Raw genomic sequence first — 25590 nt, forward strand, 5'->3', positions numbered from 1 at the left:
CTTACCGAACCCGGGCACGCCGAACCGGCAGAACCCTCTCCTGGTGAGCGGCTCGAACCGTGGATGCTGCCTGGATGCGTCGCAGCCGACTGCCGGCCTCCCCCGCCGGGGTGCCGCTGTCGGATCTCGCTGGCTCCGCGTGGTCGCGGTGGCTGCTGCCCTCACTGGGAGTGTGTGCGTTCACCGACCGCAGGGCGCATCCCGACGGCGAACAGGAAGGTCAGGAGGTGCGCCTGCACAGGGGGACCACGCTGTCCCATGTGCCCGAGCGGCAACTGTGCCACCTCGAAGGCAGGTTGACACTCATGGCGGTGGTGTCACGCGCGTGGGGGCGACTCGTCGTCACACCCCGGTCAACCGTTCGCCGTCCGAGGAACCTTCCGGGCATCCCTTCGACAGGGACCAGGCCCGGAGGTCCGGGCCGGCACAGCTTCGGCCCGCCTCACGTCGGCTTCCGTCGTCAGGACGGGTGCTGGCCCCGCCCTTTCGCGCCTGTGGTGTCCAGGCGTGCGTCGAGGGCTTCCACGTCGGGAAGGAACCAGATATGACTTGCCGCATTGGACTCGTGGACCAGAGCGCGCAGTGCGGCACTGGCCTCCATATGTCGCGAGATATCACCGATGATGGCCAGCCGCATTCGATAGTTGACGAACTTCTGCATGATTTCGCCAGCGATACGAGTGCCGAGGGAGAAGAATTTTGCGTCCAGGCGACTCACAGGCACGGCCACGATCTCGGCGTCGAACAGTGCCGAACCGATCAAGTCCAGTGCGTCCTGCTCTGTGACGACGGTGGGTCCGGCCGGGTCGCACATCAATACCTGTACCCCGCGCCGCTCCTGCAGTAAGTCGGTCAATTCGCTTCCCCCGTAGTGAAAAACCATGAGCACGATCGCTGAGGAAGCTAACACGCAGGTGATCACGGGTCAACGTCCGTTCTGTTCGACGGAAAACTATCCAGCCAAGGTGCTACATGCATGTTTACCGGCCGTCCGCCCCCCGCCGCGCGACCGCGGATCCCCCGAAATCACCGGTTCCCCAGGGTCCACTCACCGGTCGGGGGATGACAGACAGGCCTCTGACGCGACGCCGCGAGAGCAAGCACCGGCGAGGCGCGAGGCGGTTTCTCCTGGTCGGCCCAGGGAGCCGCACCGGAACGGGTCAGTGGCCGGAAATCGGCAGGCAAGGTTTTCGCCAGCCGGCCCGCCGGACCACAGCAGCACGGCCACCGGCTCGCCGACGGGCGATCCCGGAGCCCACGAAGGTGTGATGAGTGGCGGCGGCAGGCGTCCCCCCACCCGAAACGCGCCACTCCAATTCTGGCGCCGAGTACCCTCGGCAAGCGCCCGCGGGTGCGGATCGCGCGAAAGATCCGAGGCCGCTTCCGCTCGCCGGGGAAGTCTTGCGGAACACGCCATTTAATGATCGACTGCCCGCACCGGCTACCCGTACACCCGTTCACGGTGCGCACCGAATTCGTCGTTGAAAGTTTGGTTGACATACGGGAGGAATTATGTCCAGCGGCCACGACGGCGCGGCTCCGCTCCAGATAGACGAGAAAGAGTTCGAGCAAGATCCGCATGCGTTATACGACATGCTTCGCTCTGAGGCACCGGTACGCGAAATCATCGCACCGGGCGGGACAAAGGTCTGGCTCGTCACTCGCTACGACGACGCCAAGTCTGTACTGAACGACAATCGTCTGTCCAAGAACATCGAGGCTGGCCAGAAGGTCATCCAGCGGCACACCGACGGCGAGACGGGCATGGTGTTCGCCAGCGAGTTGGCCGCGCACATGATGAACGCCGATCCGCCGGACCACACCCGGCTGCGCAGGCAGGTCAACAAGGTTTTCACGCAGCGAGCGGTGGAGAAACTGGGTCCCCGGATCGAGGAGATCACCACCGAACTGCTCGATGCGATGGAGGGCCACGACGAGGTGGACCTGATGCGCGCCCTCGCCTACCCGCTGCCCATGGCGGTGATCTGCGAGCTCCTGGGCGTGCCGTCCGACGACCAGGAGCGCTTCAAGGGCTGGGTCCCCACCCAGCTCTCCGGTGGTGATCCGGAGAGCATGGCGCAGGCCACGACGGCTCTGCTCGGGTACCTGTACGAGTTGATCGAGAGCAAGCGGTCACAACCGGCGGACGACCTGCTCACCGGCCTGGTGCGCTCCAGCGACGACGGCAAGCTGAACACACAGGAACTGGTGTCGATGGCGTTCCTGCTGCTGGTCGCCGGCAACGAGACGACGGTCAACCTCATCGGCAACGGTGCGTACGCGCTGCTCCGCCACCCCGACCAGCTCGCCGCTCTGCGCGCGGACCGCGCCTTGATGCCCGGGGCGGTCGACGAGCTGCTCCGCTACGAGAGCCCGGTCAACACGTCGTCGCTGCGCTTCACCACCGAGCCGATCGAGGTCGACGGCGTGGTCATACCGGAGGGCGAGCTGGTAGTGGTCGCTCTCACGTCGGCCAACCGGGACGAGTCCCAGTTCCCGGACGCGGCCAGCCTGGACATCCATCGTCAGGCGGGCGCCAACCTGTCCTTCGGACACGGCATCCACTACTGCGTCGGAGCGCAGCTGGCCCGGCTGGAGGCACAGATAGCCTTCGACCGGCTCTTCGAACGGTTCCCGCACATCCGGCTGGCGGCGGACCCGGCCGACCTCCGTTGGCAGCCGGGGACGGCCCTGCGCGGGTTGAAGTCCCTGCCGGTGTCGCTCGGAGCCGCCCAGAGCTGACCGTGAGCCGGCCGCACCGGCGTGGCCGGCCTCGGCCGGTGGCCGTAGCTGCAAGGGGAGCGTGACCGCGCGGCGAAGCGTCGTGGTCACGCTCCCCCTCCGCGCACAGATGTGGCTGTGGTCGGTGTCCGCGTGTCCTTGATGATCTACTTGTGCATCTGCGGGTGCCTCGACGGCAATCGACCGTTGAGGACACGAACCGAGTGTGTAGGAGTAGGACCGCGATGAGCCATGAAGCAACGCTGCGTCGGTTAGCCGCCGAACCCATGATCGGCCTGCCCGCCGGAGAGATCGTGCTGCGGGACGAGGGCACGATGACGGACTGGAAGGTCGAGGTCGCCGCCTTCCAGCTGGCGCCGACTCCGGTCACCCGGGAGTTCTACGCCGCCGTGCTGGGCGAGGCGCCGGAGAGCGCCGCAGGACCGCGGACGCCGATGACCGAGGTCTCATGGAAGGACGCGGTCCGGTTCTGCAATCTGTTCTCGCAGGCGGCCGGGCTCGATCCCTGCTACTCGATGGGCGACAGCCGCGACGCGGAGGACGTGATCTGCGACTGGTCGGCCAACGGCTACCGCCTTCCGTCCGAGGCGGAATGGGAGTACGCCTGCCGGGCCGGGAGTTCGGACGTCCGCTACGGAGAGCTGGACGAGATCGCGTGGTACCGCGGCAACTCCGGGGGCGAGCTGCACGACGTCGCGCAACGGGAGCCGAACGCGTGGGGCCTCTACGACATGATCGGCAATGTCTGGGAGTGGTGCTGGGACGTCTACGACATCCGGGTCTACGGCCCGTACCGCGTCTTCCGCGGCGGCGGCTTCTTCGATCAGCCCCGGGGGTGCCGGGCGTCGTGCCGCCGCAAGAGCCACCCGACCCTCGCCATCGACGACCTCGGGTTCAGGCTCGCCCGGTCGCTGTGAGCGCGGCAGGCGGGAGGAATCCAGGGAACGGGACATGGGAAATGGGGGGTTGTGGTGATCCATGAGTTACTGCCTTCGCCCATCGGCACGGGCAGCACGTTCGTCGACTACGACGCGGCGCTGACCGCCCTGTACCCGCAGGAGTCCGCCGCCGTCGCGAAAGCCCAGCCGAAGCGTCGACAGGAATACGCAAACGTCCGCATGTGCGCGCGCCGCGCGATGAGCGAACTGGGCGTACCGCCGGCGCCTGTGCTGTCGGGGGCGCGTGGTGAACCGCTCTGGCCCGACGGCATCGTCGGCAGCTTGACCCACTGTCCCGGGTTCCGGGCCGCCGCCGTGGGTCGCTCCTCCGCGTTCGTCGGGCTCGGCATCGACGCCGAACCCGACCTTCCCCTGGCTGAGAACCTGCTGGAGTTCATCTCGCTGCCCCAGGAGCAGGCGCGGGTGCACGCGTTGACGCGGTCCTCTCCCGGAGTCTGCTGGGACCGGTTGTTGTTCAGCGCCAAGGAGGCCGTGTTCAAGATCTGGTTCCCGCTCGCCCAGCGCGAACTCGACTTCGACGAGGCGGACATCCGCATCGACCCCGACTCCGGCACCTTCTCCGCGCGACTGCTCGTCCTCGGCCCCACCGTGGACGGGGAACGCATCGAGGGGTTCAACGGCAGGTGGCTCTCCCGCCAGGGCATACTGCTCACCGCGATCGCCTTGCGGCGGACCACGTGGCAGTGACCGTCACGGCTTCAGCCAGTCACTCTCGGCCGGCCGTCACGGAGCCGAAGGCCCTCCCGTACCAGACCAGCGGTGCGCCCTCGGAGCTCGGAGCGGTCGATCCCGACGTGGCGAAGCGCCGGGCGATGTGCTGGTGCCCTTCCTTGAGGATGTTGACGGTGAACTCACGGATCGTGCGGAACGCGGGGTAGCAGCTCAACGTACGGGCGATGCCTACCAGCAGCAGCGGCGGTTCCAGGGACGCCGACGTCACCGAGGTCGCCGTGAAGCCCCAGCAGTGGCCCGCGTCATCGCGGGCGGCGACGATCGTCACCCCCGCCGCGAGCCGTGACATCGCCTCCCGGAACACCGGGGTGTCCAGCGTCCCCGGCACCGGGGGGACCGCGAAGCCGTCCCTGTGCCGGTGTTCCGGCATCACGCCAGGCCCCGCGTCACCTTGGCGTGGACCGGGAGACGAGTCAGGCCCAGCATGAAGTTGGAGCGCAGACGGCTCGGGCTGCCCGCGGCCTCGAAGGTGACGCCCCGCCGGACGATCTCCTCCAGCAGCAACGCGACCTCCATCTGCGCTGCGCCCATCCCGATGCACCGGTGCACGCCGACCCCGAACGCGATGTGCCGGTTGGGGGTGCGCCGTACGTCGAAGCGGTCGCTGTCCGGGAACTTCTCCTCGTCGCGGTTGGCCGATGCGTTCCACAGCGTCACCGCGTCCCCCTCGCGGATCAGCTGCCCGTGCAGCTCGACGTCGCGCGTGGCGATGCGCTGCACGTACGCGTTGGTCGACGTCCAGCGGAAGATCTCCTCGACTGCGGTCGGCAGGAGTCCGCCGTCGTCGAGCAGCAGGTGCGCCTGGTCGGGGAAGTCCATGAAGGCTTGGACGGCGGCGGATGCGGTGAACGGGGTCGTCTCGTTGCCGCCCACCGCCACGTTCAGGCAGTTGTACAGGACCTCGTCCTCGGTGAAGCGACGGCCGTTGATCGAGGCTCCCAGCAGAATGCTCACCAGGTCGTCCGAGGGGGCGCGTCGCCTCGTCTCCATCAGGTCCACCATCACGTCGAAGATCTCGACCTGGGAGGAGACCAGCACCGCCGACGGTGTCGAGTCGCTGTGGTACCGGGGGTCCTGGAATCCGATCATGGAGCGGGTCAGTGCGAGGAGGTGCAGGGCGTCCCTGCGCTCGAGGCCGAACATCGCCGCAAGAAGCCCGGCGGGCAGTTCGGGTGCCACGTCGGTGGCGAAATCACCGCCGCCGTCCTTCAGCATCCTGTCGAGCGCAGCGTTGACGTAGTCGCGCACCACGCGACGGGCGCGGTCCATCAGAGCGGGTAGAAAGGCTCTGTGCACCTGCTGGCGCATCAGCCGGTGCTGCGGGTCGTCCGAGGCGATCAGCATGCGGCCGGACGCGGAGTCCGCGTCCCTCCTGTGCGAGCCGCCCATCACCGTCCCCCACCGGGACGAGAACAGGCCCGTGTCGACGTAGGCGTCGTGGACGTCCTGATAACGCGTCAGTGCCCAGAACCCGGACGACCCCGGGCCACCGGTGGTGTCGCCGCCGGTGGCGTTCCAGTGGACGGGGCGATCGCGGCGCAGGACGCGCCATGCCTCGTGCGGGTCGCCGTCGGTGAACAATTCGAGGTCGGTAAGGTCGATCACCATGGCCGTCATGGTGTGAGCGCCTCCTTCCGGAGCCCGTCGATCAGGCGGGCCTGTTCCTCCAGCACGCTGTGCTCGAAGAGCGCTTCCGGGGTGACCGGTACGTCCAGCTGCCGCCGCAGCAACAGACGCACCCGAACCGCCAGGAGGGAATGTCCGCCGAGCGTGAAGAAGTCGTCCAGGACACCGACCGACTCGACGTTGAGCAGGTCTTCCCAGATCGTGGCGAGAAAACGTTCGGTATCGGTGCGCGGGGCCACGTACCGGTTGCGCCGGGAGGCATGATCCCCGAGCATGTCCGCCAGGCGGTGCCGGTCCCTCTTGCCGTGGGCGTCCGTGGGCATCACGTCCAGGACGATGATCTCCGCCGGTACGAGATGAGCTGGCACCGTGGCCCTGAGGTGGCCGCGCAGCTCCCGGAGCAGGAAGTCCTCCCGGCCGGCGACCACGAAGGCCACCAGCCGCTTCTCCCCCGGTTCGCCGTCGCTGAGGACGGCCGCCTCCGACACCGCCTCGTAGCGGCACAGAGCCCGTTCGACCTCTTGTGGTTCCACCCGGTGGCCGCGGATCTTCACCTGGCTGTCCGTGCGCCCCAGGTACTCCAGTTCGCCGTTCGATCCGGCCCGTACCCGGTCCCCCGTCGCGTACATCCGTGACCCGTCGTCGGCGAAGGGGTCGGGGACGAACCTCCGTGCGGTGAGCCCCGGGCGCCCGAGGTACCCGCGCCCGACGCCCGGCCCGCCCACATACAGGTCGCCCGGCACCCCCGCCTCCACGGGCCGCAGCCGCTCGTCCAGCACATACAGCCGGGCGTTGCCGAAGGCGTGCCCGATGGGCACCTGCTCCCCCAGGGGCGCCAGATCGGTCACCGGGAAGCCGGTGCACGCGACCGTGGCCTCCGTCGGCCCGTAGAGGTTGAACAGGTCCCCGGCGAAGCCTCCCTCGCGCAGCGCGCTGCAGGTCGCCGGGAGCAGCACGTCACCGCCGGAGCACAGCAACCGGAGTCCGGAGAGCGCCTCACGGTCGTGCCGGGCCAGGTGGTTGAGCGCGATGGCGGGCGCGAGCATGGCGGTGATCCGGCGCCGGCGCAGCTCCTTGCCCAGGTCGGTCTCCATCAGCTCCGGGATGCCCGGCACGACGACGACCTCCGCGCCTCCTGCGAAGGAGCGCCACACCTCGAAGGTGAAGGTGTCGAAGGAGATGCTGGACGACTGGGCCGTACGGTCGCCGGGGCGGAGGGCGGGCAGCGTGTCGGCCAGGGCGAAGTCGGCCATCTGCCGGTGCTCCAGCACTACGCCACGAGGCGTGCCGGTGGAGCCGGAAGTATACAGCACGCAGGCCGCCGCGGCGGGTTGCGGGGCAGCGGCCGGTCCGCCGGGCGCGGGCGGCCCGTCAGCCGGCAGCGGCCACTCCAGGACCGGCAGGCCCGTGCCCGCCAGGCGTTCCCGCCAGCCGGGGGCGACCAGGACGTGGTTCACCACACCGTCGCGGAGCATCTGGTCGCGTCGCGGTGCCGGGTACACCTCGTCGATGGGGAGGTACGCGGCGCCCGCCCGCAGGACGGCCAGCACGGCCACGACCACGGGGACCCCGCGCGGCAGGTGGAGGGCGACGGTGTCTCCGGGGGACACGCCCCGGGCGGCGAGTGCGCGGGCCGACGACCGGGTCACCTCGTCGAGTTCCCGGTAGGTGAGCCGGCTGTCGGGGTCACTGACGGCGATGGCCGTCGGATGCCGCCGGGCGGTCCGTTCGAACAGCTCGGTCAGGGTGCTGGGCCGGTCCGCCGTCATCGTGCCCCTCTCGTGGTCGTCGTGTCCGTTGCGGAGGCCGCGTAGGCGTATTCCTCCTCCAGCAGACGGGTCAGGGCTGTCGGCGCGGCGAGACAGCTGAGCTTGTCGCCCTCGAGGACGCGGTGCCGCGCGTTCCCGTACTCGCTCCATCCGAGCATCGCCTCGGGCGCCACTTCGGGGTCCGCGGTCCAGCCGATCGCCGTCAAGGGGCTGCGCACCGGACGCGGAGCGGGGAGCCGGTAGCCGTAGCACAGCTCCACATCGGCCCTCAGGACCCGCAGGGCCAGCGGAAGGAGCTCCGGAAGGATCTCCTCGCCCCCGAGGGCCGCAGACACGTGGTGCAGTTCGGCGGCGAACTGCTCGTCCGTCATGGAGGGGTGGTAGATGCCGCCGACCCCGGCCTGGGGAGCGCGGTAGCGCTGCTCGGCGGGCAGGTGCGGCACGGCTGCGGAGGACACCACGAGCAGGGTGGCCCGGGGCAGCCCCAGGTCCTCGACGCGGGCGGTCAGCGCGTGGGCCAGCAGGGCACCCATGCAGTGTCCGAACAGCACGTAGGGCTGGTCCAGGTGGGGCGCCAGGGCTTCGGCCGCCTCCTCGGCGAACTCCGGCACGCTGCGATAGGGGGGATGCCGGATGCGGTTCTCACGACCGGGCAGTTGTACGGGGCAGACCTCCAGGGGCCCGATCCGGGTCGGCCAACGGCGGAACGAGGAAGCACCCGTGCCCGAATAGGGCAGGCAGAAGAGCCGCGCCTCGGCCTCCGGCGAGGGGGGCTTCAGCAGCCACCGTCCGGTCGATTGCATTGCTGTCCTCCAACAGTGTCCGGCGGAGCTGTACGTCAGTGGGCGGGCGTGCCGGACGCGACCCGGTCGACTGTGGCGCGGAAGCCGGCCAAGGCCGTGACCGGGTCCGTACCGTCGGCGAAGAGGCACGAGTTGACCAGGACCGACTGGAAGCCGATTGCGAAGGCCTGCTCGACATCGGCGGTGGAGCCGATACCGCCGTCGAGCATGACGGGGACCGGACTGTCGACGAGCATCTCCCTCATCGGTTCGAGGTGCTGGGGCTCGATGCCCCGTCGAGCCCCGATGGGCGATCCCATCACGCGCACCATCGTGCTCCCCAGTTCCACGCACTGCGCGAAGGTTCGTTCGTCGGGTGTGATCAGCGGCCACACCTCGAACCCGTCGGCGGTCAGTTCGCGGGCCGCCTCCACCACTTCGGCGTTCACACTGAGCTTGAAGCCGGGGTCGAGGACTTCCAGCTTGATGACCCGGATACCGGTCAACTGGGCGGCCTGGCGGGTCCGCTTGACCGCCTCCGCGGCGCTGGTGGGGTGGTTGATGTTGAGGACGGGGCTCAAGGCCAGTTCCTCACCGACGAGCGCCATCACGGAGCCCAGCGTCGCCGTGTCGTAGCCCACGGGCAGATCGTCGCCGGCGGTGACCTGGTCGATGGTGTGGGTGTTCACGGCGAGATGCCGGCAGCCGCTGGCGCGCAGCATCTCGGCAGCCAAAGAGGTGTTGACACGGTGGGCGGGCTTGGCACCGAAGCAGTGGAAAAGGTCGATCACGATACTCCCCGGAGGCGCGACGTGGATGGGGTGGGGTGAGAGAGAGGGGTGAGCCAGGAGGGACGGTGGAGTCCTTCGCCCAGGACGGCCTCCCGATAGGCGCGGCCCAGCGCGTCCGTCACGGGACGGCCGACCGCGTACGTGTGCGTGTCGAGACCCGCCACGGGCACCAGGCCGCTTGCCGTCCCGGTGAGGAACACCTCGTCGGCGGCGAGCAGTTCGCCGTGCTCTACTGGTGCCTCGACGGTCTCGATGCCCAGATCCCGGGCGAGGGTCAGGACGGTGTCGCGGGTGATGCCCGCCAGGACGCTGTCCTCGAGCCAGGGCGTCACCAGGCGGCCGTCGCGCACCAGGAAGACGTTGGCGATCGTGGACTCGGCGACCCTGCCGGAGTTCGGGTCCAACTGGATGGCGTCGTCGAAGCCGTCCGCGGCGGCGCGTGTGCGGGCCAGCGCGGACACCACGTATGTGCCGGTCGCCTTGGCGCGCACCGGAAAGGTGAGCTGTGACGGACGGCGCCAGGGCGACACCGTGACCCGTATGGGGCTGGACAGGGAGTCGTCGGGGGGAAGGGCCCAGATCTCCGTGCCCAGAGTGAAGTCGAAGTCCCGCAGATTCACGCCGAGGCGCGGCTCTCGGGTGTGGAGAACGGGCCGCACGTAGGCGTTGTCCAGTCCGCAATCGGCGGCCGCGTCCCGCACGTGCCGGCGCAGGGCGGCCAGGTCGTAGGCATGCGGGATGCCCAGCAAAGCCGCCGAGTCCAACAGCCGCTCCAGATGCGCGTCGAGCCGGAACAACATCGGGCCCGCCGACGTCGCGTACATGCGGATGCCTTCGAAGACGGCCGTGCCGTGCTGGACACTGTTGCTCCCGAACGGCAGCTCCCGCTCCTGCCACAGGCCGTCCATGACCGTGGTGTGGGAAGTTCGCGTGGTCACCACCGAGCCCCCACCTCCGAGGGTCGGTCGGCCGCCGCGAGCACGGCGGCCGCCATGAGGTCCTGACGGTCGAGGACGGCCGCGTGGTCGCCGGGGAGCAGGCGTACTGAGGAACCGGCCCCGCCCAGGCGCGGCCACGCCATCACGTCGGCCTCGCGGACCAAGGGGTCCTCGGTACCCCCCAGGGCGTGTACCGGGCACTCCAGGACCACCGGACGACGTGGGTGGCTCGCCACGGCGGCACAGTCCGCCCGCCAGACCGGCACCATTGCGGAGAGCAGCTCGGGGTCGTCCAGGACCATGCTGGGCACTGTGCCCTGCGCGGCCAGCGCCGCTGTCAGTTCCTCGTCCGACAGGGTGTGCACAGCACGTCCGGCCAACAGGTGAGGCGGTGGGCAGCCGGCGACGACCAGCCCACGCGCGCCGGTGCCGCGTTGCTGCAGCCGTGCCGCCATCTCCGTGGCGAGCAGGGCGCCCATGCTGAATCCGAACAGCACCAGTCCGTCGGGGGAACGTCCCAGGCCGAACTCCGTCTCCAATTGGTTCCACAGGTCGTCGGACAGATCCTTGAAGCGTGCCGCGGCGGTCTCTGCGAAACGGCTGTCGCGCCCCGCCAGGGCGGGCAGATGACAGTGCCCGTGCTCGCGCAGTTCCACCACCATCCGGGAGTACGCACCACGGCCGCCGCCCACGGGCGGGTACAGAGCGAACCAACTGTCGGTCACTTGGGCACACCCGCCGTTTCGTGCAGCGCGACGCGCAGTCGGCCCAGCTCCTCCACGCTCTCCAGAACGTGTTCGCGCGGCAGCCCGAAGTCCACCAGGCAGCCGAGTTCGGTGATGCCAGCGGCGCCGAGCCGCTCGACCTTCGGCAGGCAGCTCTCCGCACTGCCGAACAGCCCCGAGGTCCCCATGTAGCGGCGCACCCCGTGCTCCAGGAGCGCTTGACGGTCCGCTTCGGTCACCTCGTCCGGGTCGATGCCGGCACCCCCGCCCGCGGCGTACTTGCTGAACAGGTCCATGTGGGCGGAGAGATACCGGACCAGCGGGCCGCGGACGCGCTGTTCGACGCTTGCCGGGTCGGATGCCAGGTGGGTGTGGAGCATGCAGGTGACCTGGCGGCCGGTGGTGGGGTGCCCTGCTTCGGTGAGCGCCTCGTGGTAGAGACCGACCCTCTCGGAGATCTCGTCGATCGTCTGCTCCAGGAGCGCGGTCAGGACATGCAGGTTGAGCCGGCCCGCCGTGCGCCAGGTGTCAGGGTTGCGAGAACTGGTCAGCCACACCTCAGGGGTGCGTTCCGGACGCGGGTAGGTCCGTACCTCGACAGGACGTCCGCCCGGTCCTTCGCGGGTGATACTCCCGCCGTGCCACAAGGTGTGCAGGTCCGCGAGCCTCTCTTCCAGTACGTCCTTGCGGCGTTCGTAGCCCTCGGGGTTGAGGACGAAGTCGTCGGCGTGCCAGCCGGAGGCGAGGGAGATGCCCATCCGTCCCCGGCTGAGCGAGTCCAGAACGCCCCACTCCTCCGCCACCAGCAACGGGTCGCGCAGGGGCAGCACAACGCTGCCGGAACGCAGTGCGATTCGGCTGGTGCGCGCCGCGATGGCAGCCAGCAGGAGGCCGGGGCTGGGATAGGGGGCGCCGAACGGGTCGAAGTGCCGCTCGGGCACCCAGATCGCGTCCAGGCCGAGGGAGTCGGCGAGCTCGGCGCACTCCAGCACGAGGGCGTGTTTGTCCCAGGCGTGGTCGTCGGTGTCGGCGGAGAAGAAGAACAAGCTGACCCTGGGCGTGGACTGCGCACCGTTCGACGCGACGCCCGCCACGGGGGCGCCGGCCTCGGGCACCGGGCCGGCGACCGGCGCCGCGCGGTCGGGGCCGGCGACCGCGCGCGGGGTGGTCGTCCCGGGTGTCGCCGTCCCGTCGGCGCGGAAGCGCTCGCGCAGGAGCCGTTCGACCAGGCGGCGGCGCTCGGGACCGAGTTCGTCGAGGAAGGATCGCGGGGTGTCCGTCGTCATGCGCCGGTGTCTCCTTCCAACTCGGCCAGCCGGGCTTGGACCTCCTCGTCGGAGAGGGCTGCGACCTCGGCGAGCAGGGCGGCTGTCTCTTCGTCGTCGCCAGAGGTCTGCGCCGTGGCGCTGTCCGCCACGGGCACTCCGAGCCGTTCCAACTGCTCGGCCAGACCCACGACCGTGGGCAGTTCGAACAGGGTGGTCATCTCCAGGCCTTCGGCACCTTCCTTGCGCATGCGCGTGACCATCTGCATGGCCATGAGGGAATGCCCACCGATCTCGAAGAAGCTGTCGTTCAGCCCGAATTCGTCCGTGCCGAGCAGCTCTGTCCACAGTGCGGCGACGTAGCGCTGCGCCGGCGTGGTGCCGATCTCCTTGCGGGGCGCGGGGGTTTGCGGTGTGGCCTGCGTGCGGGGGGCGGCCTCAACCTGCTCGGTGCGTACGGTCTTCACGGGCAGCGGGTCGAGCCAGTGCCGGGTCCGGGCGAACGGATAGAGCGGAAGCGACAGTCGAAGGCGGTCCTCCTGGGCGTAGAACTCGCCCCAGTCGACCTCCCCGCCCTCCAGCCAGAACCCGGTGAGCAGCTCGAGCAGGTCCTGCGGCTCTTCGCCGTCCTCTCCCGCGAGCGCGGTCAGGAAGGTCGCCTGCGTTCCCGCACCGGCGGCCAGGCGGGTCAGGGTGCGGCCGGGGCCGAGCTCGACGAACACGGAGACCCCGTCCCGGACAAGGGTGTTGAGACCGTCGTTGAACCGTACGGTGTGGCGCAGCTGTCGTCCCCAGTAGTCGCCGTCGGTGGCCTCCTGCGCGGTGAGGTACTCGCCTGTGACGTTGGAGACGACGAGTCCCTGCGGCGCGTGCAGCTCGTGGGAGCCGGCGGTCTGCCCGAACGCGTCCGCGGCCGTGTCCATCAGGGGCGAGTGGAAGGCTCGGGTGACCTCGAGTCGCCCGCAGGAAACGCCGTCGGCGCGCAGGCGGGCGGCCAGTTCCTCGATCTCCTGCGGCACACCGGACACCACCACGAGCTGGTCGGCGTTGACCGCGGCGAGGGCGAGGTCGCCGGGCACGTCGTCCAGCAGTTTGACGGCCTCTTCCTCCGCGAGGTTCACGTACAGCATGGCGCCCTCGGGAGTCTCGCTCATCAACCGGCCGCGCCAGGCGACCAGTTCGACGGCCGACTCGAGGTCCAGCACTCCACCGAGCGTGGCGGCCACGAGTTCGCCGACGCTGTGCCCGAGCATGGCGTAGGGCCGGACGCCGTAGTCCATGAGGGTGCGGCCAAGGGCCCACTCCACCGCGAACAGCGCGGGTTGGGTGTACTCGGTGGCGGTGAGGGTGGTTCGCGCCTCCTCCAGGGCGGGCGCGTCCGGGCGCAGTACCGGCAGCAGGTCGACCCCGGCGCGCTCCTGGAACAGACCGATCACGCGGTCCAGGTGGGCGGCGAACACCGGGTCGCCCTGCGCCAGTCGGGCCCCCATGGCCGGAAGCTGGGTTCCCTGCCCGGGGATGAGGAAGGCGGTGCGCACCGATCCGCGTGCCTGCGCCTCGCGTTGGCTGCGACTGCCGCGTGCGGACAGTCCATAGGCCACGTCGTCCAGGTCGTGGGCGGTCAGGGCGCGGCGCAGCGGGAGTTCACGCCGGCCAGTGGCCAGGGTGTGGGCCACGTCGGCCACGTCGGCGTGCGGGTTCTCCCGGGCCCACTGCCCCAGTGACTGGCTCAGTTCCTCCAGCGCCTCACCGGACTTCGCGGACAGCAGGACGGGGTGACGGCGCCGGCGCGAGGCTCCGCCGGAGCGTACCGGCGGAGCCTCCTCCAGTACGACGTGGGCGTTGGTGCCGCCCATGGCGAGGGAGTTCACCGATGCGAGCAGTGGTCCGTCCCCTTCCAGACGGGTCAGCTCGGTCGCCACCCGGAACGGCGAGGAGTCCAGGCCCAGTTTGGGGTTGGGGCGGCGGAAGTTGACCACGGGAGGAACCTTGCGGTTCTTCAGGGAGAGGACGGTCTTGATGAGACCGGCGATGCCCGCGGCGGCGTCGAGGTGGCCGATGTTCGGCTTGGCCGATCCCAACCAGCAGTACGAGGTGTCCTCGGTCCAGTTGCGGAACGCGCGTGTGAGCGCCGCAACTTCGATCGGGTCGCCCAGCGGGGTGCCCGTGCCGTGCGCCTCCACCATCTGGATGTCCCGCGCGTCAACCCCCGCTCGGCGCAGCGCACGCGCCACGGCGCGGCTTTGTCCGTCCACGCTGGGCGCGGTAAAACTCGCCTTCGCCTGACCGTCGTTGTTGATGGCCGAGCCGCGAATGACGGCGTGAATCTGGTCGCCGTCCCGCAGGGCGTCGGCGAGCCGCTTGAGCACCACTACTCCCACGCCGCTGCCCACGACGCTGCCGCCGGCGTCAGCGTCGAAGGCACGGCAGTGCCCGTCCGGGGAGGAGGTGCCGCCGGGGTTGGCGAGATACCCCGCGGCGTGCGGCATGCGCACCGACGCGCCGCCCGCCAGCGCGACGTCACACTCCTCGTCGACGAGGGCTCGACAGGCCATGTGCACGGCCACGAGCGAGGTGGAGCAGGCGGTCTGCACGGCGAGACTTGGTCCGCGCAGGTCGAGTTTGTGGGAGACGCGGGTGGTCAGGTAGTCCTTGTCGTTGCCGACCATGGTCTGCAGGTCACCGACCAGGCCGACCACGTCCTCGGCGTGCGGCATCACGTTGTGCAGGATGTAGGTGTTCATGGTGGAGCCGCCGAACACGCCGACGACGGCGCCGTCGCGCCTGCTGTCGAAGGCGGCGTCCTCCAACGCGTGGTAGGCGCATTCGAGGAACACCCGGTGCTGTGGCTCCATGATTGACGCTTCTCGCGCGGCGTAGCCGAAGAACGCCGCGTCGAACCGGTCGGCGTCCTCCAGCGGTGCGGAGGCGTTGACGTAATAGGGGTCGTCCACAAGGTCTCGCCGGGCTCCGTTGGCGAGCATCTCCTCGCGGCTGTGCCGCACGATGCTCTCCACGCCCTCGCGCAGATTGCGCCAGTACTCGGTGACGTTGTGGGCACCGGGCAGCCGAGCCGCCATGCCGGTGATCGCGATGGAGTCGGGGTGTTCGTGAGCGGGAATCCGAGTCACTGATCGTCCTTCACTGTCGCAGCTGCCAGGGTGTCGGCGGGGCCGTCGCGGTCGACGTGCCGCAAGGCGGCCAGCCGCCGGGCCAGGTCGCGGGGACGGGGGTACTCGAACACCTCGTGGACGGGAAAGTCGACGCCGAGCGCGGCGGAGATACGGCCGTGCACCCGGGTCACCACCAGGGAGTGGGCGCCCATGTCGAAAACGTTGACGTCCGGCGCCACCTCGGGGGCGGCCAGGGCGGCCGCCCAAACGGCACAGACGGCGGCCTCGATCTCGGCCGGGGAAGCGGCATCCGGGAGGCGTTGCGCATGGCACTCCTCGGCCAGCCGCTCGAGGGCGGCCTCGTCGAGCTTGCCGTTGGCGGTGGTGGGCAGCCGCTCCAGGAGGACTTCCTGCTCGGGGAGCATGGCGGGGGGCAGCCGTGCGGCGACGTGCTCCCGGACGGTCCCGATGTCGATGCCGGCGCCGACCAGGTAGGCGACCAGCCGAGCGGGGGTGCCGATGACGCGTACTTCCGCGGACACGACACCCGGTGCGCTCCGCAGCGTTCGCTCCACCTCACCGAGTTCGGCCCGGTACCCGCGGATCTTCACCTGACGGTCCGCGCGTCCGACGACCACGAAGACACCGTCGTGCCGTGCGTACGCGAGGTCCCCTGTGCGATAGAGGACCTCGTCCGTCTCCGGGCACCTGACGAATCGTTCGGCGCTCAGTTCCGGTCGCCTCAGGTAGCCGTCGGCGACACCGGGGCCACCGATGCGGATCTCGCCAAGAGCGCCGACCGGTACCGCACGGCCCTGTTCATCGACCAGGTCGATGCGGGCGGCCGCGGTGGCGCTGCCGACGGGAACCAGTCGCGGCGGTTCCGCTCCTTCGGGCGGGCGGGGTATCTCGTACATCAGGCAGTTCACCGTGGCTTCGGTGGGCCCGTACCCGTTGAACAGCCGGCAGTCGGGGGCCGCCAGAGCGCGCATGCCCTCGGCGGTCACCCCCTTGAGCACTTCACCACCCAGAAGGACGAGTCGCAGGTCGGGCAACCGCTCGCCCACGGCGATGAGTTCATCGGCGAACGACGGGGTGGTGAACAACACCGAGACACGTTCACGGCGCAGGAAGCGGGCATAGGCCCGGGCGCTGAGCCGGTCCTCCTGACCGGGCACCACGACGCAGCCGCCGAACGGCAGGAAGGTGAAGAGTTCCTGAAGCCCGAAGTCGAAGCCGAGGGAGAGCGTCTGTGCCACCCGCGCCCACGGGCCCAGGCGCCAGGTGTCGGCGCACCAGGCGATGAGCCGGCCGATCTGTTCGTGTCGGATGAGGACGCCCTTGGGCCGACCGGTCGATCCGCTGGTGTAGACGGTGAAGGCCGCGGCGTCGGGGATCTCAGGTACGTGCGGGCGCGAAGGTTGTGGGGCGTGCTCGTCGCCATCCGCTACGGCGTCCAGGACGACGACCTCGATGGCGGGTTGCGCGACTGCCGCGAGGCGGGCGGCACGGTCGGCCTGATTCGCGGAGGCGATCAGGGCCGCCGGTGGGCAATCCCCCAGCATGTGCCGCAGTCGCTCGTCGGGAAAGTCGACAGGCAGGGGCAGGACGCCGAGTCCGGCCTCCCAAGCACCGTACAGGGCGACGACGAAGTCGGCCGGAGACGTGATCAGCAAACCGGCCTGCTGCCGCGCCAAGGCCGCGGCGGTCGCGTCCTGCTCGGCCCGGGCGGATGTGCCGGCGAAGGCGGTCATGCGGTCAGCTCCTTCCGTCGTGCACGAGGCGCAGCGCGTGGGCGACCCGTTCGACCCGCCGCATGAACTCGGCGCGGCTCCACACCTGGTGGGGTCCATGGATCGCGGGCGCACCGGGTGTGTGCTCGGCCGCGGCCCTGACCCGCTGAAGCAGCGAAGGCTCCAGGGGCGGGGTCGCGCAGCGTCCGATGCGTTCGAGGAGTGCGGCGTCGTGGTCGGACAGGACGGTGAGGTCGGCCAGCCGCGCGCCGTGGGCCCGCTCCGAGGCGGCGAGTGCCGCGCAGAACGTGTCGAGCACCCCGCGGGCCGTCTGTTCGGTGAACAGATCGGCGGCGTAGTCCAACGTGAGGTGGAGACCTTCGGGACCGGGCGTGACCACCAGGTCCAGGTCGTATCGACAGCTTCGCCGTACGATGGGGACGGACCGCAACACGAGCTTGCCAAGGGTGATTTCGGTCTCAACGCCGGACAGTGCCTCCAGCAGGCCCGCCACGTCCGGCAGTGGGTTCTCCTGGTAGGTGATGAGCGTCTCAACCAGCGGTGTGCGGCCGGGCTCGCGGTCGGGACGGACGGCCTCGACGGCGCGGGCCAGCGGATACAGACCGGCGTCCAGGCCGGCGGTGAGCTGGGTGCGGGCTTCGGCGACCAACGGTTCCAGGAGCTGATCCGGCTCGACGTCGAGGGCCAGGGGGACCGTGTTCGTGCACAAGCCGCCGATGGCCCCGTGGCGTCCGCCGGTGCGGCCGGTCACCGGCACACCCACCACTACGGGCGCCGGCGTGCCGTAGCGCCGCAAGGTGGCGGCCCACAACACGGCCATGAGGCCGACCGGGTCCTGACCCGCCGGCCCGGGGACGACAGGGGCGGGCACCCGCGCCTCGACCCGGGCGCCCCGGCGGCTGCGAACGGCGGTGCGCGGGAAGTCGGTGCGCACGCCGAGTGACGCGGCGCGGCGTGGCAGTACCCCGCGCAGGAAGGCGTCACGTTCGCCGGCTTTCTCGGAGTCGAGGTAGGCCCGCTGTTCTCGCACGTACGCGTCGTACGACCCCGGTTCGGGCAGACGCACCGGGCGTCCGGCGATCAGGGCGGAGTAGGCGGATCCGAGGTCACGCAGTGCCAAGGACAGCGACCACAGATCGGTGACCAGGTGATGCACCACGACCTGGTAGACACGCCGCGTCGGGGTCTGCCACCGATACAGGCGCAGCAGCGGTCCTCGCTCGGGGTCGAAGGGCAGCGCGGCCGCCTCGGACAGCTGCTGCGCCAACCGGTCCTCGGCGACGGGCACCGGCGTCAGGGCGAGGGCGTCGCGCATGCGCCTGGCGGACACGGGTTCTCGGCGTCCGTCGGCCCCGGACGACGTGAAGCGGACGCGCAGCTCCGGTTGGTGCTCCAGGGCCGTGCGCAGTGCCTGTTCGAACAGATCGTGGTCGGTGCCCGGTCCGGGCTCGCAGGCGAAGGAGATGGTGTAGGCGTCGCTGTCGGGGTCGAGCATGTGCAGGAACAGCAGGGATTCCTGAGCCTTGGACAGTGCGCCGGAGGCATCGTCGCCTGCCCTGACCGGCGCCGGTTCGGCAGTGCCGACTCGCTCCATCAGGTCCGCGACGGTGGCGCCTGCCAGAAGGTCGCGGACGGGGATGTCCACGCCGGCGTGGCGCGCGATCAGTTCCGTCAGCCGTACGGCGCCCAGCGAGTCGAGGCCGTGCAGGGTGAGCGGTCGGTCGTCGCCGACACCCGTGCCGAGCACCTCCCGCACGGCCATGCGTACAGCGACTGTCGGGGCCGTGTCGCCCGGAGCGGGGACCGGGCCGTGGTCGACGCGGTGGCCGGCGTAGTCGCCCGCCAGGTACCGGGTGCGGCACTCGACGCGTCTGAGCTTGCCGCTGGTGGTCTTGGGCACCGTGCCTCGGGGCACCGCGACGATCTCGTGCGGGGCCAGGCCGAAGGACGTGGCGACGGCACCGGCGATCCGTGCCCGGTCGTCGTCTGTCAGGCTCTGTCCCGGGCGCAGTTCCGCGACGATCACCACGCCCTGGTCGTCCGGTGCGGCGAACGCGGCGACGCAACCGGGGCGCACCGCCGGGCAGAGGTCGACGACGAGTCGTTCGATGTCCTGGGGGTGGTGATTGCGGCCCCGAACGATGATGACATCCTTGATGCGGCCCGTGACGTGGAGTTCGCCGTCCTGCAGAAAGCCGAGGTCACCGCTGCGCAGCCACTTCTTGTCGCTGTCGCTGACGTTCGCGGCGAACACCTCGGAGGTGAGGTCGGGCCGATTCCAGTACCCGGCGGCGACGGCCGGCCCGTGCACCAGGATCTCGCCCACTTCCCCCGCGGGCAGCGGCGTGCCGTCCGGCCCGCCGACGGCGACCTCGCAGTCGCGCGGCACTCCACAGCTGACGACTTCCTCTCCCTCACGGGAGATGCGGGTGCTCACGCCCGTGCCCACGGGCACCGAGGTCACCAACAACGTGGATTCCGCCAGCCCGTAGCAGGGAACGAAGGCGTCCTCCCTGAACCCTGCCGGGGCGAGCGCCTCGGCGAAGCGGCGGAGTGTGGTGGTCGATACGGGTTCGGCACCGCTGTAGGCGGTCCTCCAGCCGCTGAGATCGAGGCCGGGGGCCAGTCCGTCGCGGTCGACGGTGCGGGCCACGAGTTCGTACGCGAAGTTGGGGGCGCCACTGGTGGTCACCCCGTACGTGTGCACCGCGGCGGGCCATGCCGTCGGGTTGCGGATGAAGTCGATCGGCGAGGCCAGGTAGGCGCTGCACCCGGTGTGCAGGGGGTGAAGGATGTTTCCGATCAGGCCCATGTCGTGATACGCGGGCAGCCAGCTCAGCACGACGCTGTCCGCCGTGTGCCGGAACGCGTCGCGGATGGCGGTCAGGTTCGCCGTGAGATTGCCGTGCGTCACCATGACGCCGCGCGGTTCGGCGGTGGAGCCCGAGGTGTACTGCAGGAAGGCCAGCGTGTCGGGGGCCGGGGACCCGCTCGGGACGTGTCGGTCCTCGCCGGTGCGCCACAGCACCGGGGAGGCGAGCGCTTGCGCCACGTACTCCGCCATGCCCGCGTCGGAGGTCCAGGCCACCCGGGAGCCGCTGTCCTGCTGGATGCGCCGTACCTTGGCGCGGTCCTCCGCGGTGTCGAGCAGGGGGTACACCGGGACCGGGACGCATCCGGCGTACAGGCAGCCGACGAATGAGGTGACGAAGTCGAGTCCGGGCGGCTGGACCAGCAGAACGCGGTCGCCCGGGGCGACTTCGGCGAGCAGCGCGGCAGCCACGGCGGCTGCGGCGTCGTCGAGTTCGGCACATGTGCGTGTGTCGGTACGTTCCTTGAGGTCGGTGAGCCAGGACAGCGCGACGGCTGTGCCCTCTCGCTCGGCGCGCGCCCGTATCGCTCCGACGAGGTCGAGCGGGGTCGATGTGCGTGCCAACCGGGTCTCCCTCATCGTTCACCTGCTCGGGCATGGGGGTCGGGTCGCTCGTCGGGCCCCGTCGTCCCTTCGCCCCCGGACCGGTCCAGGTAGGCAGCCAGGTCGCGCAGGCGTGGGTTCTCGAACACGGCGACCAGGGGGACTCCACGGCCCCTGGCGCGACGCAGGCGTCCGGCCAGACGGATGGCCAACAGCGACTGGCCGCCGAGTTGGAAGAAGTCGTCCGTCGCGCCGACGGGCCGGACACCGAGGACGTCCGAGAACACTTCGGCGAGCATGATCTCAGTGGCGCTTCGCGGCGGGACATGGTCCGGACGCTCTCGTCCGGGGTCGGGGCCGTGGCCCGCGGGCGGTGGCAGCGCCGCTCGGTCGGCCTTGCCCGCGGCGGTGGTGGGGATGCGATCCACGGGCACGATCGCGGACGGGATCATGTAGGGCGGCAGATGTGCGCGGGCGACACGGTGCAGTTCGGCCGCGCCGGGCTCCCCGCGACCGGGGACGTAGTGGACGGCGATACCGCGCCCGCCCGGACAGTCGTCCCGCACCGAGGCGACCACCTGGTGGACGTCCGCCTCCCTGGACAGCACACCCTCGATCTCCCCGAGTTCGATGCGGTAGCCCCGCAGTTTGACCTGTCCGTCGGTGCGCCCGAGGTACTCCAGCCCCGCCGGTCCCGGCCGGGCCAGATCGCCTGTGCGGTACATGCGTGAGCCGTCCGCGGCGAACGGGTCGGCGATGAAGCGCCGGGCGGTCAGGCCGGGCCGGGCGTGGTAGCCGCGGGCGACTCCCGTGCCGGCCACGTAGATCTCGCCGGTCTCACCCTGACGCACCGGGCGCAGTCGGGCGTCGAGGACGTACACCCGTACGCCGGGGAGCGGGGCTCCGATGTGTGGCTGCGGCGCGTCGGCCATGGGCGCGGCAGTCGCGTCGACCGTGCACTCCGTGGGGCCGTACAGGTTCACGGCGACCACCCCGCCGACGGCGGCCAGTTCGCGCAGCCTCGTCCACAGGGAGGGTGCGACGGCTTCGCCTCCGACGAGCAACCGCAGGGGGGTGCGGCCCGGGGCGGGGCTGAAGTGGTCGAGGAGTGGCGCAAGGTGGGAGGGCGTGATGTCCAGGTCGGTCAGGGAGTGGGCATCTATGGCGGCGGCGAGTTCCGCCGGGTCCGATCGGGTCTTCTCGTCGAGCAGGACGAGGGTGTCGCCGCGGAACAGTCGCAGCCACTGCTGGACGGACGCGTCGAAGGAGATGCTCGCGTTCCAGCCCACGCGGCCCGGGGGCGTTCCGGTGAGCATGCCACGCTCCATGGCGTCCAACAGCCGGGGCAGAGATCCGTGTTGGACGGCCACGCTCTTGGGGCGTCCCGTCGAGCCCGAGGTGTAGAGCGTGTACGCGAGACCGGCGGGATGCGGCGGGAGCGCCCGATCCCCGGAGGTCGTGGAGGGCACGGAGAGCCGCTCCACGCGCAGCGCCCGTGCATCCGACCCCCCGGGCAGGCGGCCCACCGTGGTGGAGTCCACCAGCACGAGGCGCGCCCCGCTGTCCGTGAGCATGTAGGAGAGCCGTTCACTTGGGTGAGCGGGGTCGAGCGGGAGATAAGCGGCGCCCGACTTGAGGATGCCGAGCAGCCCGATGACGAGTCCCGTGCCTCGTCCCAGACACAGTCCGACCACGGTTTCGGGGCCGGCGCCGCGGGCGGCGAGGGCTGCAGCGACGGCGTCGGCTCGGCGGTCGAGTTCGGCGAAGGAGAGGCTTCCGTCCTCCGCCACGACGGCCGTACGGTCCGGGAAGCGGCCCACACATGCCTCGAACCGCTCCTGCAGGGAAGCCCGGTTGTCCGGCTGTATCCGGGGCTGCGTTCCAGGCGGAGGGGAGTACGCGGAGGAGACCTGGTCGACCGTCGCGGCAACGGACGCCGAATCAGTCATGATGCTCGCACTCCTTTCCTGAAGGTGGCCCGGGTCGGCGTGGATGGTTCAGAAGCGAAAGCGAGCCGGTGCCGAGTCGAGCGCGCCGACGGCGGCTGCGAATTGCTGCTCGAGCGAACGCAGTTGGGATGTGTCCTCCGATCCGCCGGTGTCGCGGACGCGCATGATCTGCTCGGAGAGCTGCAGGATCGGGGTCAGCTCGTCGACGCCGACGCCTTTGCCACTGAGGTAGGGAAGCGACCAGAAGTCGAAGTCGTACAGCGGAAGCCAGGTGGAGCCGGTGACCCTGTCGAACATGGAATCGGTCAGGTCGGCCGCCTCACTCGAGGTCATCGTGGCGTGGCTCCAGCTGTAGCCCTCGCCCTCGATGCCGAGCACCTCTTTGTTCCGGTAGACGGGCGAGCGGGGGTTGGCCCACCACGCCTGCGCCCTCCAGAAGGTCGGCTTCGTCTCGTTGAGGAAGTCGACGGTGTTGCTCACCGTGCGGGCGTTCTCACCGGGAAACCCGACGATGATGGAGGCGAAGGTGGTGATGTCACGCTCGTTGAGCCGTTCGAGCCCGACGCGATACTGGCTGTCCTGAGCGAGCTTGTGCATGTTGGCGAGAATCTCGGTGTCGCCGGATTCGATTCCCAGGAACACCCCGGAGCAGCCACTCTCGGCGGCCAGGTCGAACGCTTCCTCGTCCCGGGCGTTGGAGCATCGGAAGTAGGAGTACCACCGCAGCCCGAGGTCCTCCTCGATCATCATGCGGCAGATTTCCTTGAACCGCTTGGGCGGTACGTTGAAGGTGTCGTCGACGAACACGACGTTCTTGACGCCGAGTTCCGCCATGGCGCGCAGCTCCTTGCGCACGGTCTCCACCGACGCCGTCGTCAATGCCCCGGCCCGTGAGGGGTAGTCGCAGAAGCTGCACTTGAAGGCGCAGCTGCGGGCGGTGCGCAGCTGAGCGGTGGCCCCTATCAGTTCCGGAGAAAAGCCCGACCAGTCGATGGAGCTGTCGTCGAGATCGTTGCTCTCCGGACGCCGCCGGGTCAGTCGCCACATGCCGTCCGTGCAGTGGATGACGTTGTCGACGGCGGAGATGTCCCGCCCTTCCTTGAGGGTCAGGGTGAGCCGCGCGAGGGCGGTCTCTCCTTGTGATTCCTGCACGTACGAGTCGGCACCCATCGCGTCGAAGAGGTCTTGGACGGTGTCCGTGATGCCGTTCATGCACAGGTTGTCGACAAGGGGGCCGCCGATCACGATGTGGCTGTCGGGCGAGTGCTCCCGAATGAACTCCACGATGGGCACGACCGGAAGGATGTTGACGTAGAACGTGGTGGTGACGGCCACCACCGTGGGCCGCTCCGCCAGCAGGTCCGCGAGTCGATCGCGCTCGCCGCTGTAGAGCGACACCGGTTCGGCGCTCAGGCCGCGCCGGCGAAGAAAGCTGGTCAGATACAGCGCCGCGAGGTTGAAGACCTCTCCGACGTGATAGCGGTCTTTCCGTCCGGTGACGCGATTGCGCAGGGTGCTGAAGGCGTCCATCCATGGCATCGGTCGCCCGTCCACGACCAGATGCTCCTTGCGGAAGACCTGATACTCCGGTGAACCGGGGCCCGCCCGTTCACTCATGACCCGATAGTCGTCGAAGTTCCCCTCGTTGTAGCCGATGACCACACAGTCGAGGCCGGCCATGCGATGCACACCCCCGCAGTTCGGTCGGAGCCCACGGACGCATCCGTCGTCTTCCCGGGCGCGGCGCCGGGAACGGATGGACCGTACGGGGGGCCGGTTGTACGGGAGTTACGTGCCCGACGCCCTGCGCGCCCAACGCACTGCGGGATTTCGCCATATGGCCGGATGGCGTCCCCCTGAAATCAGGGCGGGAGGCCACTGATCTGCGCCCGCACTTCGACTCAATGGCCGCGTTCCGCAGCCGAGACCACCCGGGCCATCCGCGACGAACCCGAATGAGCCCTCCCATTCGTGGACATCACCTACAACCAAGACACCTACGGGACTTGATCAATCCCCTTGCACTTGCATGGACACGTGCGTAACCTCATTTCGGTCGCCGACTCGTACGAGCTCTGCAATTCTATGGTTGGTCGCTACACGGACGCCTTCACCTCATATCCACGTCCCTTTTTATGCGAGGCCATCAGCCCCCCACGCCAGTCCCCTGATGAGGAGTCTTGCGCTCGATGGATAACGCGATCTCGGTTCACACCCTCGGAAGTTTCGAGCTGGCCATTCACGGGAAACCCGTCCAGCGCTGGAAGGCGGGCAAGGCCCGCGACCTCTTTCAGTTCCTGTTGCTGCGCCAAGGGCGAGTGGTTCCACGGGAAACACTCCACGAGTCGCTGTGGCCGGGATCCTACTGGTCGGCGAATTCAAGTTCGCTCAAAGTGGCGGTGCACACCCTGCGTCGGGTTCTGGCCAACTGCCAGGCATCGTCCGAGGAGACGAGCTCGCCGTCGCTGCGCCTGGTCACTCGCGAGACCGGCTACGCCCTGCAGGCCAGGGGGGTCTGGGTGGACTCGGAGGTCTTCGACGACCTGGTCGACCAAGGGCACCGCGCCGAGTCGGCCGGGGCTCATCGCGAAGCGAGCCAACACTACCGGGCGGCCGTCGAACTGTACGGAGGCGACTTCCTGGCAGGAGCCCCCATGGAATGGGCCAATGTCCACAGGGAATGGCTCCGAAGCCGATTCCTCTATGTTCTCCAACGGTTGGCCGAAACCAGTCTTGTGGAAGACGATCCACTCTCGGTCATGCGCTATTGTCGTCGGATCCTTGAAATCGAGCCCTATCGCGAGCAGAGCTATCGCATGCTGATGTACACGCATGCCCAGCTCGGGCAGCTCAATCAGGTTCGCCGCTGGTACGACCTATGCACAACACGTTTACGTGAAGACCTGCAAGCCGCCCCGGAACCCGCGACCAGGCTCACCTATTCCCGTGCCATGCACGGCCAACTCGACGCACACGGCTGGGAATCCATCGACTGCCCCAGCCCCACGGCAGCCCGCTGAAATCGGCCGG

General features: G+C 69.6%; 18 protein-coding genes. 4 read left to right on the plus strand and 14 right to left on the minus strand.

Annotated elements, in window-relative coordinates; genetic code table 11:
* Positions 1-460: 460 nt before the first annotated feature.
* Positions 461-856 carry a DUF4180 domain-containing protein gene (locus ACZ5DS_RS08335; protein ID WP_468236365.1) on the minus strand — a complete coding sequence of 132 codons (396 nt, stop codon included), beginning with the start codon at positions 854-856 and terminating at the stop codon, positions 461-463.
* 737 nt (positions 857-1593) lie between these two features.
* Here ACZ5DS_RS08335 and ACZ5DS_RS08340 point away from each other — a divergent pair.
* The 3 genes from ACZ5DS_RS08340 to ACZ5DS_RS08350 all read left to right on the plus strand — a co-directional run bounded on the left by ACZ5DS_RS08340 (position 1594) and on the right by ACZ5DS_RS08350 (position 4388).
* Positions 1594-2742 (plus strand): cytochrome P450 family protein, encoded by a 1149-nt coding sequence (locus ACZ5DS_RS08340; protein ID WP_468235179.1) that lies wholly within the window; start codon positions 1594-1596, stop codon positions 2740-2742.
* A 224-nt stretch (positions 2743-2966) separates the two neighbouring features.
* The gene (locus ACZ5DS_RS08345) at positions 2967-3659 is read left to right on the plus strand and encodes a formylglycine-generating enzyme family protein (protein ID WP_468235180.1); all 693 of its coding nucleotides are present in this window, start codon (positions 2967-2969) and stop codon (positions 3657-3659) included.
* A gap of 54 nt (positions 3660-3713) precedes the next feature.
* On the plus strand, positions 3714-4388 hold the full coding sequence (locus tag ACZ5DS_RS08350; RefSeq protein WP_468235182.1) for a 4'-phosphopantetheinyl transferase family protein: 675 nt from the start codon (positions 3714-3716) through the stop codon (positions 4386-4388).
* A 19-nt stretch (positions 4389-4407) separates the two neighbouring features.
* Here the strand turns inward: ACZ5DS_RS08350 and ACZ5DS_RS08355 are convergent, their stop codons facing one another.
* The 13 genes from ACZ5DS_RS08355 to ACZ5DS_RS08415 are packed head-to-tail and all read right to left on the minus strand — an operon-like array spanning position 4408 to position 24240.
* Entirely contained in the window at positions 4408-4803 is a 396-nt protein-coding gene (locus tag ACZ5DS_RS08355; RefSeq protein WP_468236368.1) for a flavin reductase family protein, read from the minus strand.
* Positions 4803-6041, minus strand: a complete 1239-nt coding sequence (locus ACZ5DS_RS08360; RefSeq protein ID WP_468235183.1) for a cytochrome P450 — start codon at positions 6039-6041, stop codon at positions 4803-4805. The genes ACZ5DS_RS08355 and ACZ5DS_RS08360 overlap by 1 nt, the downstream gene beginning before the upstream one ends.
* Positions 6042-6046: 5 nt before the next feature.
* A complete protein-coding gene (locus tag ACZ5DS_RS08365; protein WP_468235184.1) occupies positions 6047-7828 on the minus strand; it encodes a non-ribosomal peptide synthetase in 1782 nt (593 codons plus the stop codon).
* Entirely contained in the window at positions 7825-8631 is an 807-nt protein-coding gene (locus tag ACZ5DS_RS08370) for a thioesterase II family protein (protein ID WP_468235186.1), read from the minus strand. The genes ACZ5DS_RS08365 and ACZ5DS_RS08370 overlap by 4 nt, the downstream gene beginning before the upstream one ends.
* 35 nt (positions 8632-8666) lie before the next feature.
* On the minus strand, positions 8667-9401 hold the full coding sequence (locus tag ACZ5DS_RS08375) for a beta/alpha barrel domain-containing protein (RefSeq protein WP_468235187.1): 735 nt from the start codon (positions 9399-9401) through the stop codon (positions 8667-8669).
* Entirely contained in the window at positions 9398-10339 is a 942-nt protein-coding gene (locus ACZ5DS_RS08380; protein WP_468235188.1) for an aminotransferase class IV, read from the minus strand. The genes ACZ5DS_RS08375 and ACZ5DS_RS08380 overlap by 4 nt, the downstream gene beginning before the upstream one ends.
* Positions 10336-11064, minus strand: coding sequence for a thioesterase II family protein (locus tag ACZ5DS_RS08385; RefSeq protein WP_468235189.1), 729 nt, complete (start codon positions 11062-11064; stop codon positions 10336-10338). Before ACZ5DS_RS08385 ends, ACZ5DS_RS08380 begins: the two co-directional genes overlap by 4 nt.
* On the minus strand, positions 11061-12350 hold the full coding sequence (locus ACZ5DS_RS08390; RefSeq protein WP_468235191.1) for an LLM class flavin-dependent oxidoreductase: 1290 nt from the start codon (positions 12348-12350) through the stop codon (positions 11061-11063). Before ACZ5DS_RS08390 ends, ACZ5DS_RS08385 begins: the two co-directional genes overlap by 4 nt.
* The gene (locus ACZ5DS_RS08395) at positions 12347-15460 is read right to left on the minus strand and encodes a type I polyketide synthase (RefSeq protein WP_468235192.1); all 3114 of its coding nucleotides are present in this window, start codon (positions 15458-15460) and stop codon (positions 12347-12349) included. Before ACZ5DS_RS08395 ends, ACZ5DS_RS08390 begins: the two co-directional genes overlap by 4 nt.
* Positions 15457-17196, minus strand: coding sequence for a non-ribosomal peptide synthetase (locus tag ACZ5DS_RS08400; protein ID WP_468235194.1), 1740 nt, complete (start codon positions 17194-17196; stop codon positions 15457-15459). Before ACZ5DS_RS08400 ends, ACZ5DS_RS08395 begins: the two co-directional genes overlap by 4 nt.
* Before the next feature lie 4 nt (positions 17197-17200).
* The gene (locus tag ACZ5DS_RS08405) at positions 17201-20632 is read right to left on the minus strand and encodes a fatty acyl-AMP ligase (protein WP_468235195.1); all 3432 of its coding nucleotides are present in this window, start codon (positions 20630-20632) and stop codon (positions 17201-17203) included.
* Between the two features lie 11 nt (positions 20633-20643).
* Positions 20644-22560: a non-ribosomal peptide synthetase gene (locus ACZ5DS_RS08410; protein ID WP_468235196.1), complete on the minus strand. Its 1917-nt coding sequence runs from the start codon at positions 22558-22560 to the stop codon at positions 20644-20646.
* A 48-nt stretch (positions 22561-22608) separates the two neighbouring features.
* Positions 22609-24240, minus strand: a complete 1632-nt coding sequence (locus tag ACZ5DS_RS08415) for a PhpK family radical SAM P-methyltransferase (protein WP_468235198.1) — start codon at positions 24238-24240, stop codon at positions 22609-22611.
* Between the two features lie 509 nt (positions 24241-24749).
* On the opposite strand from ACZ5DS_RS08415, the gene ACZ5DS_RS08420 reads away from it, so the two are divergent.
* Entirely contained in the window at positions 24750-25580 is an 831-nt protein-coding gene (locus ACZ5DS_RS08420) for an AfsR/SARP family transcriptional regulator (RefSeq protein ID WP_468235200.1), read from the plus strand.
* Positions 25581-25590: the final 10 nt, after the last annotated feature.

It is taken from the genome of Streptomyces sp. NPDC031100 (assembly GCF_055570785.1).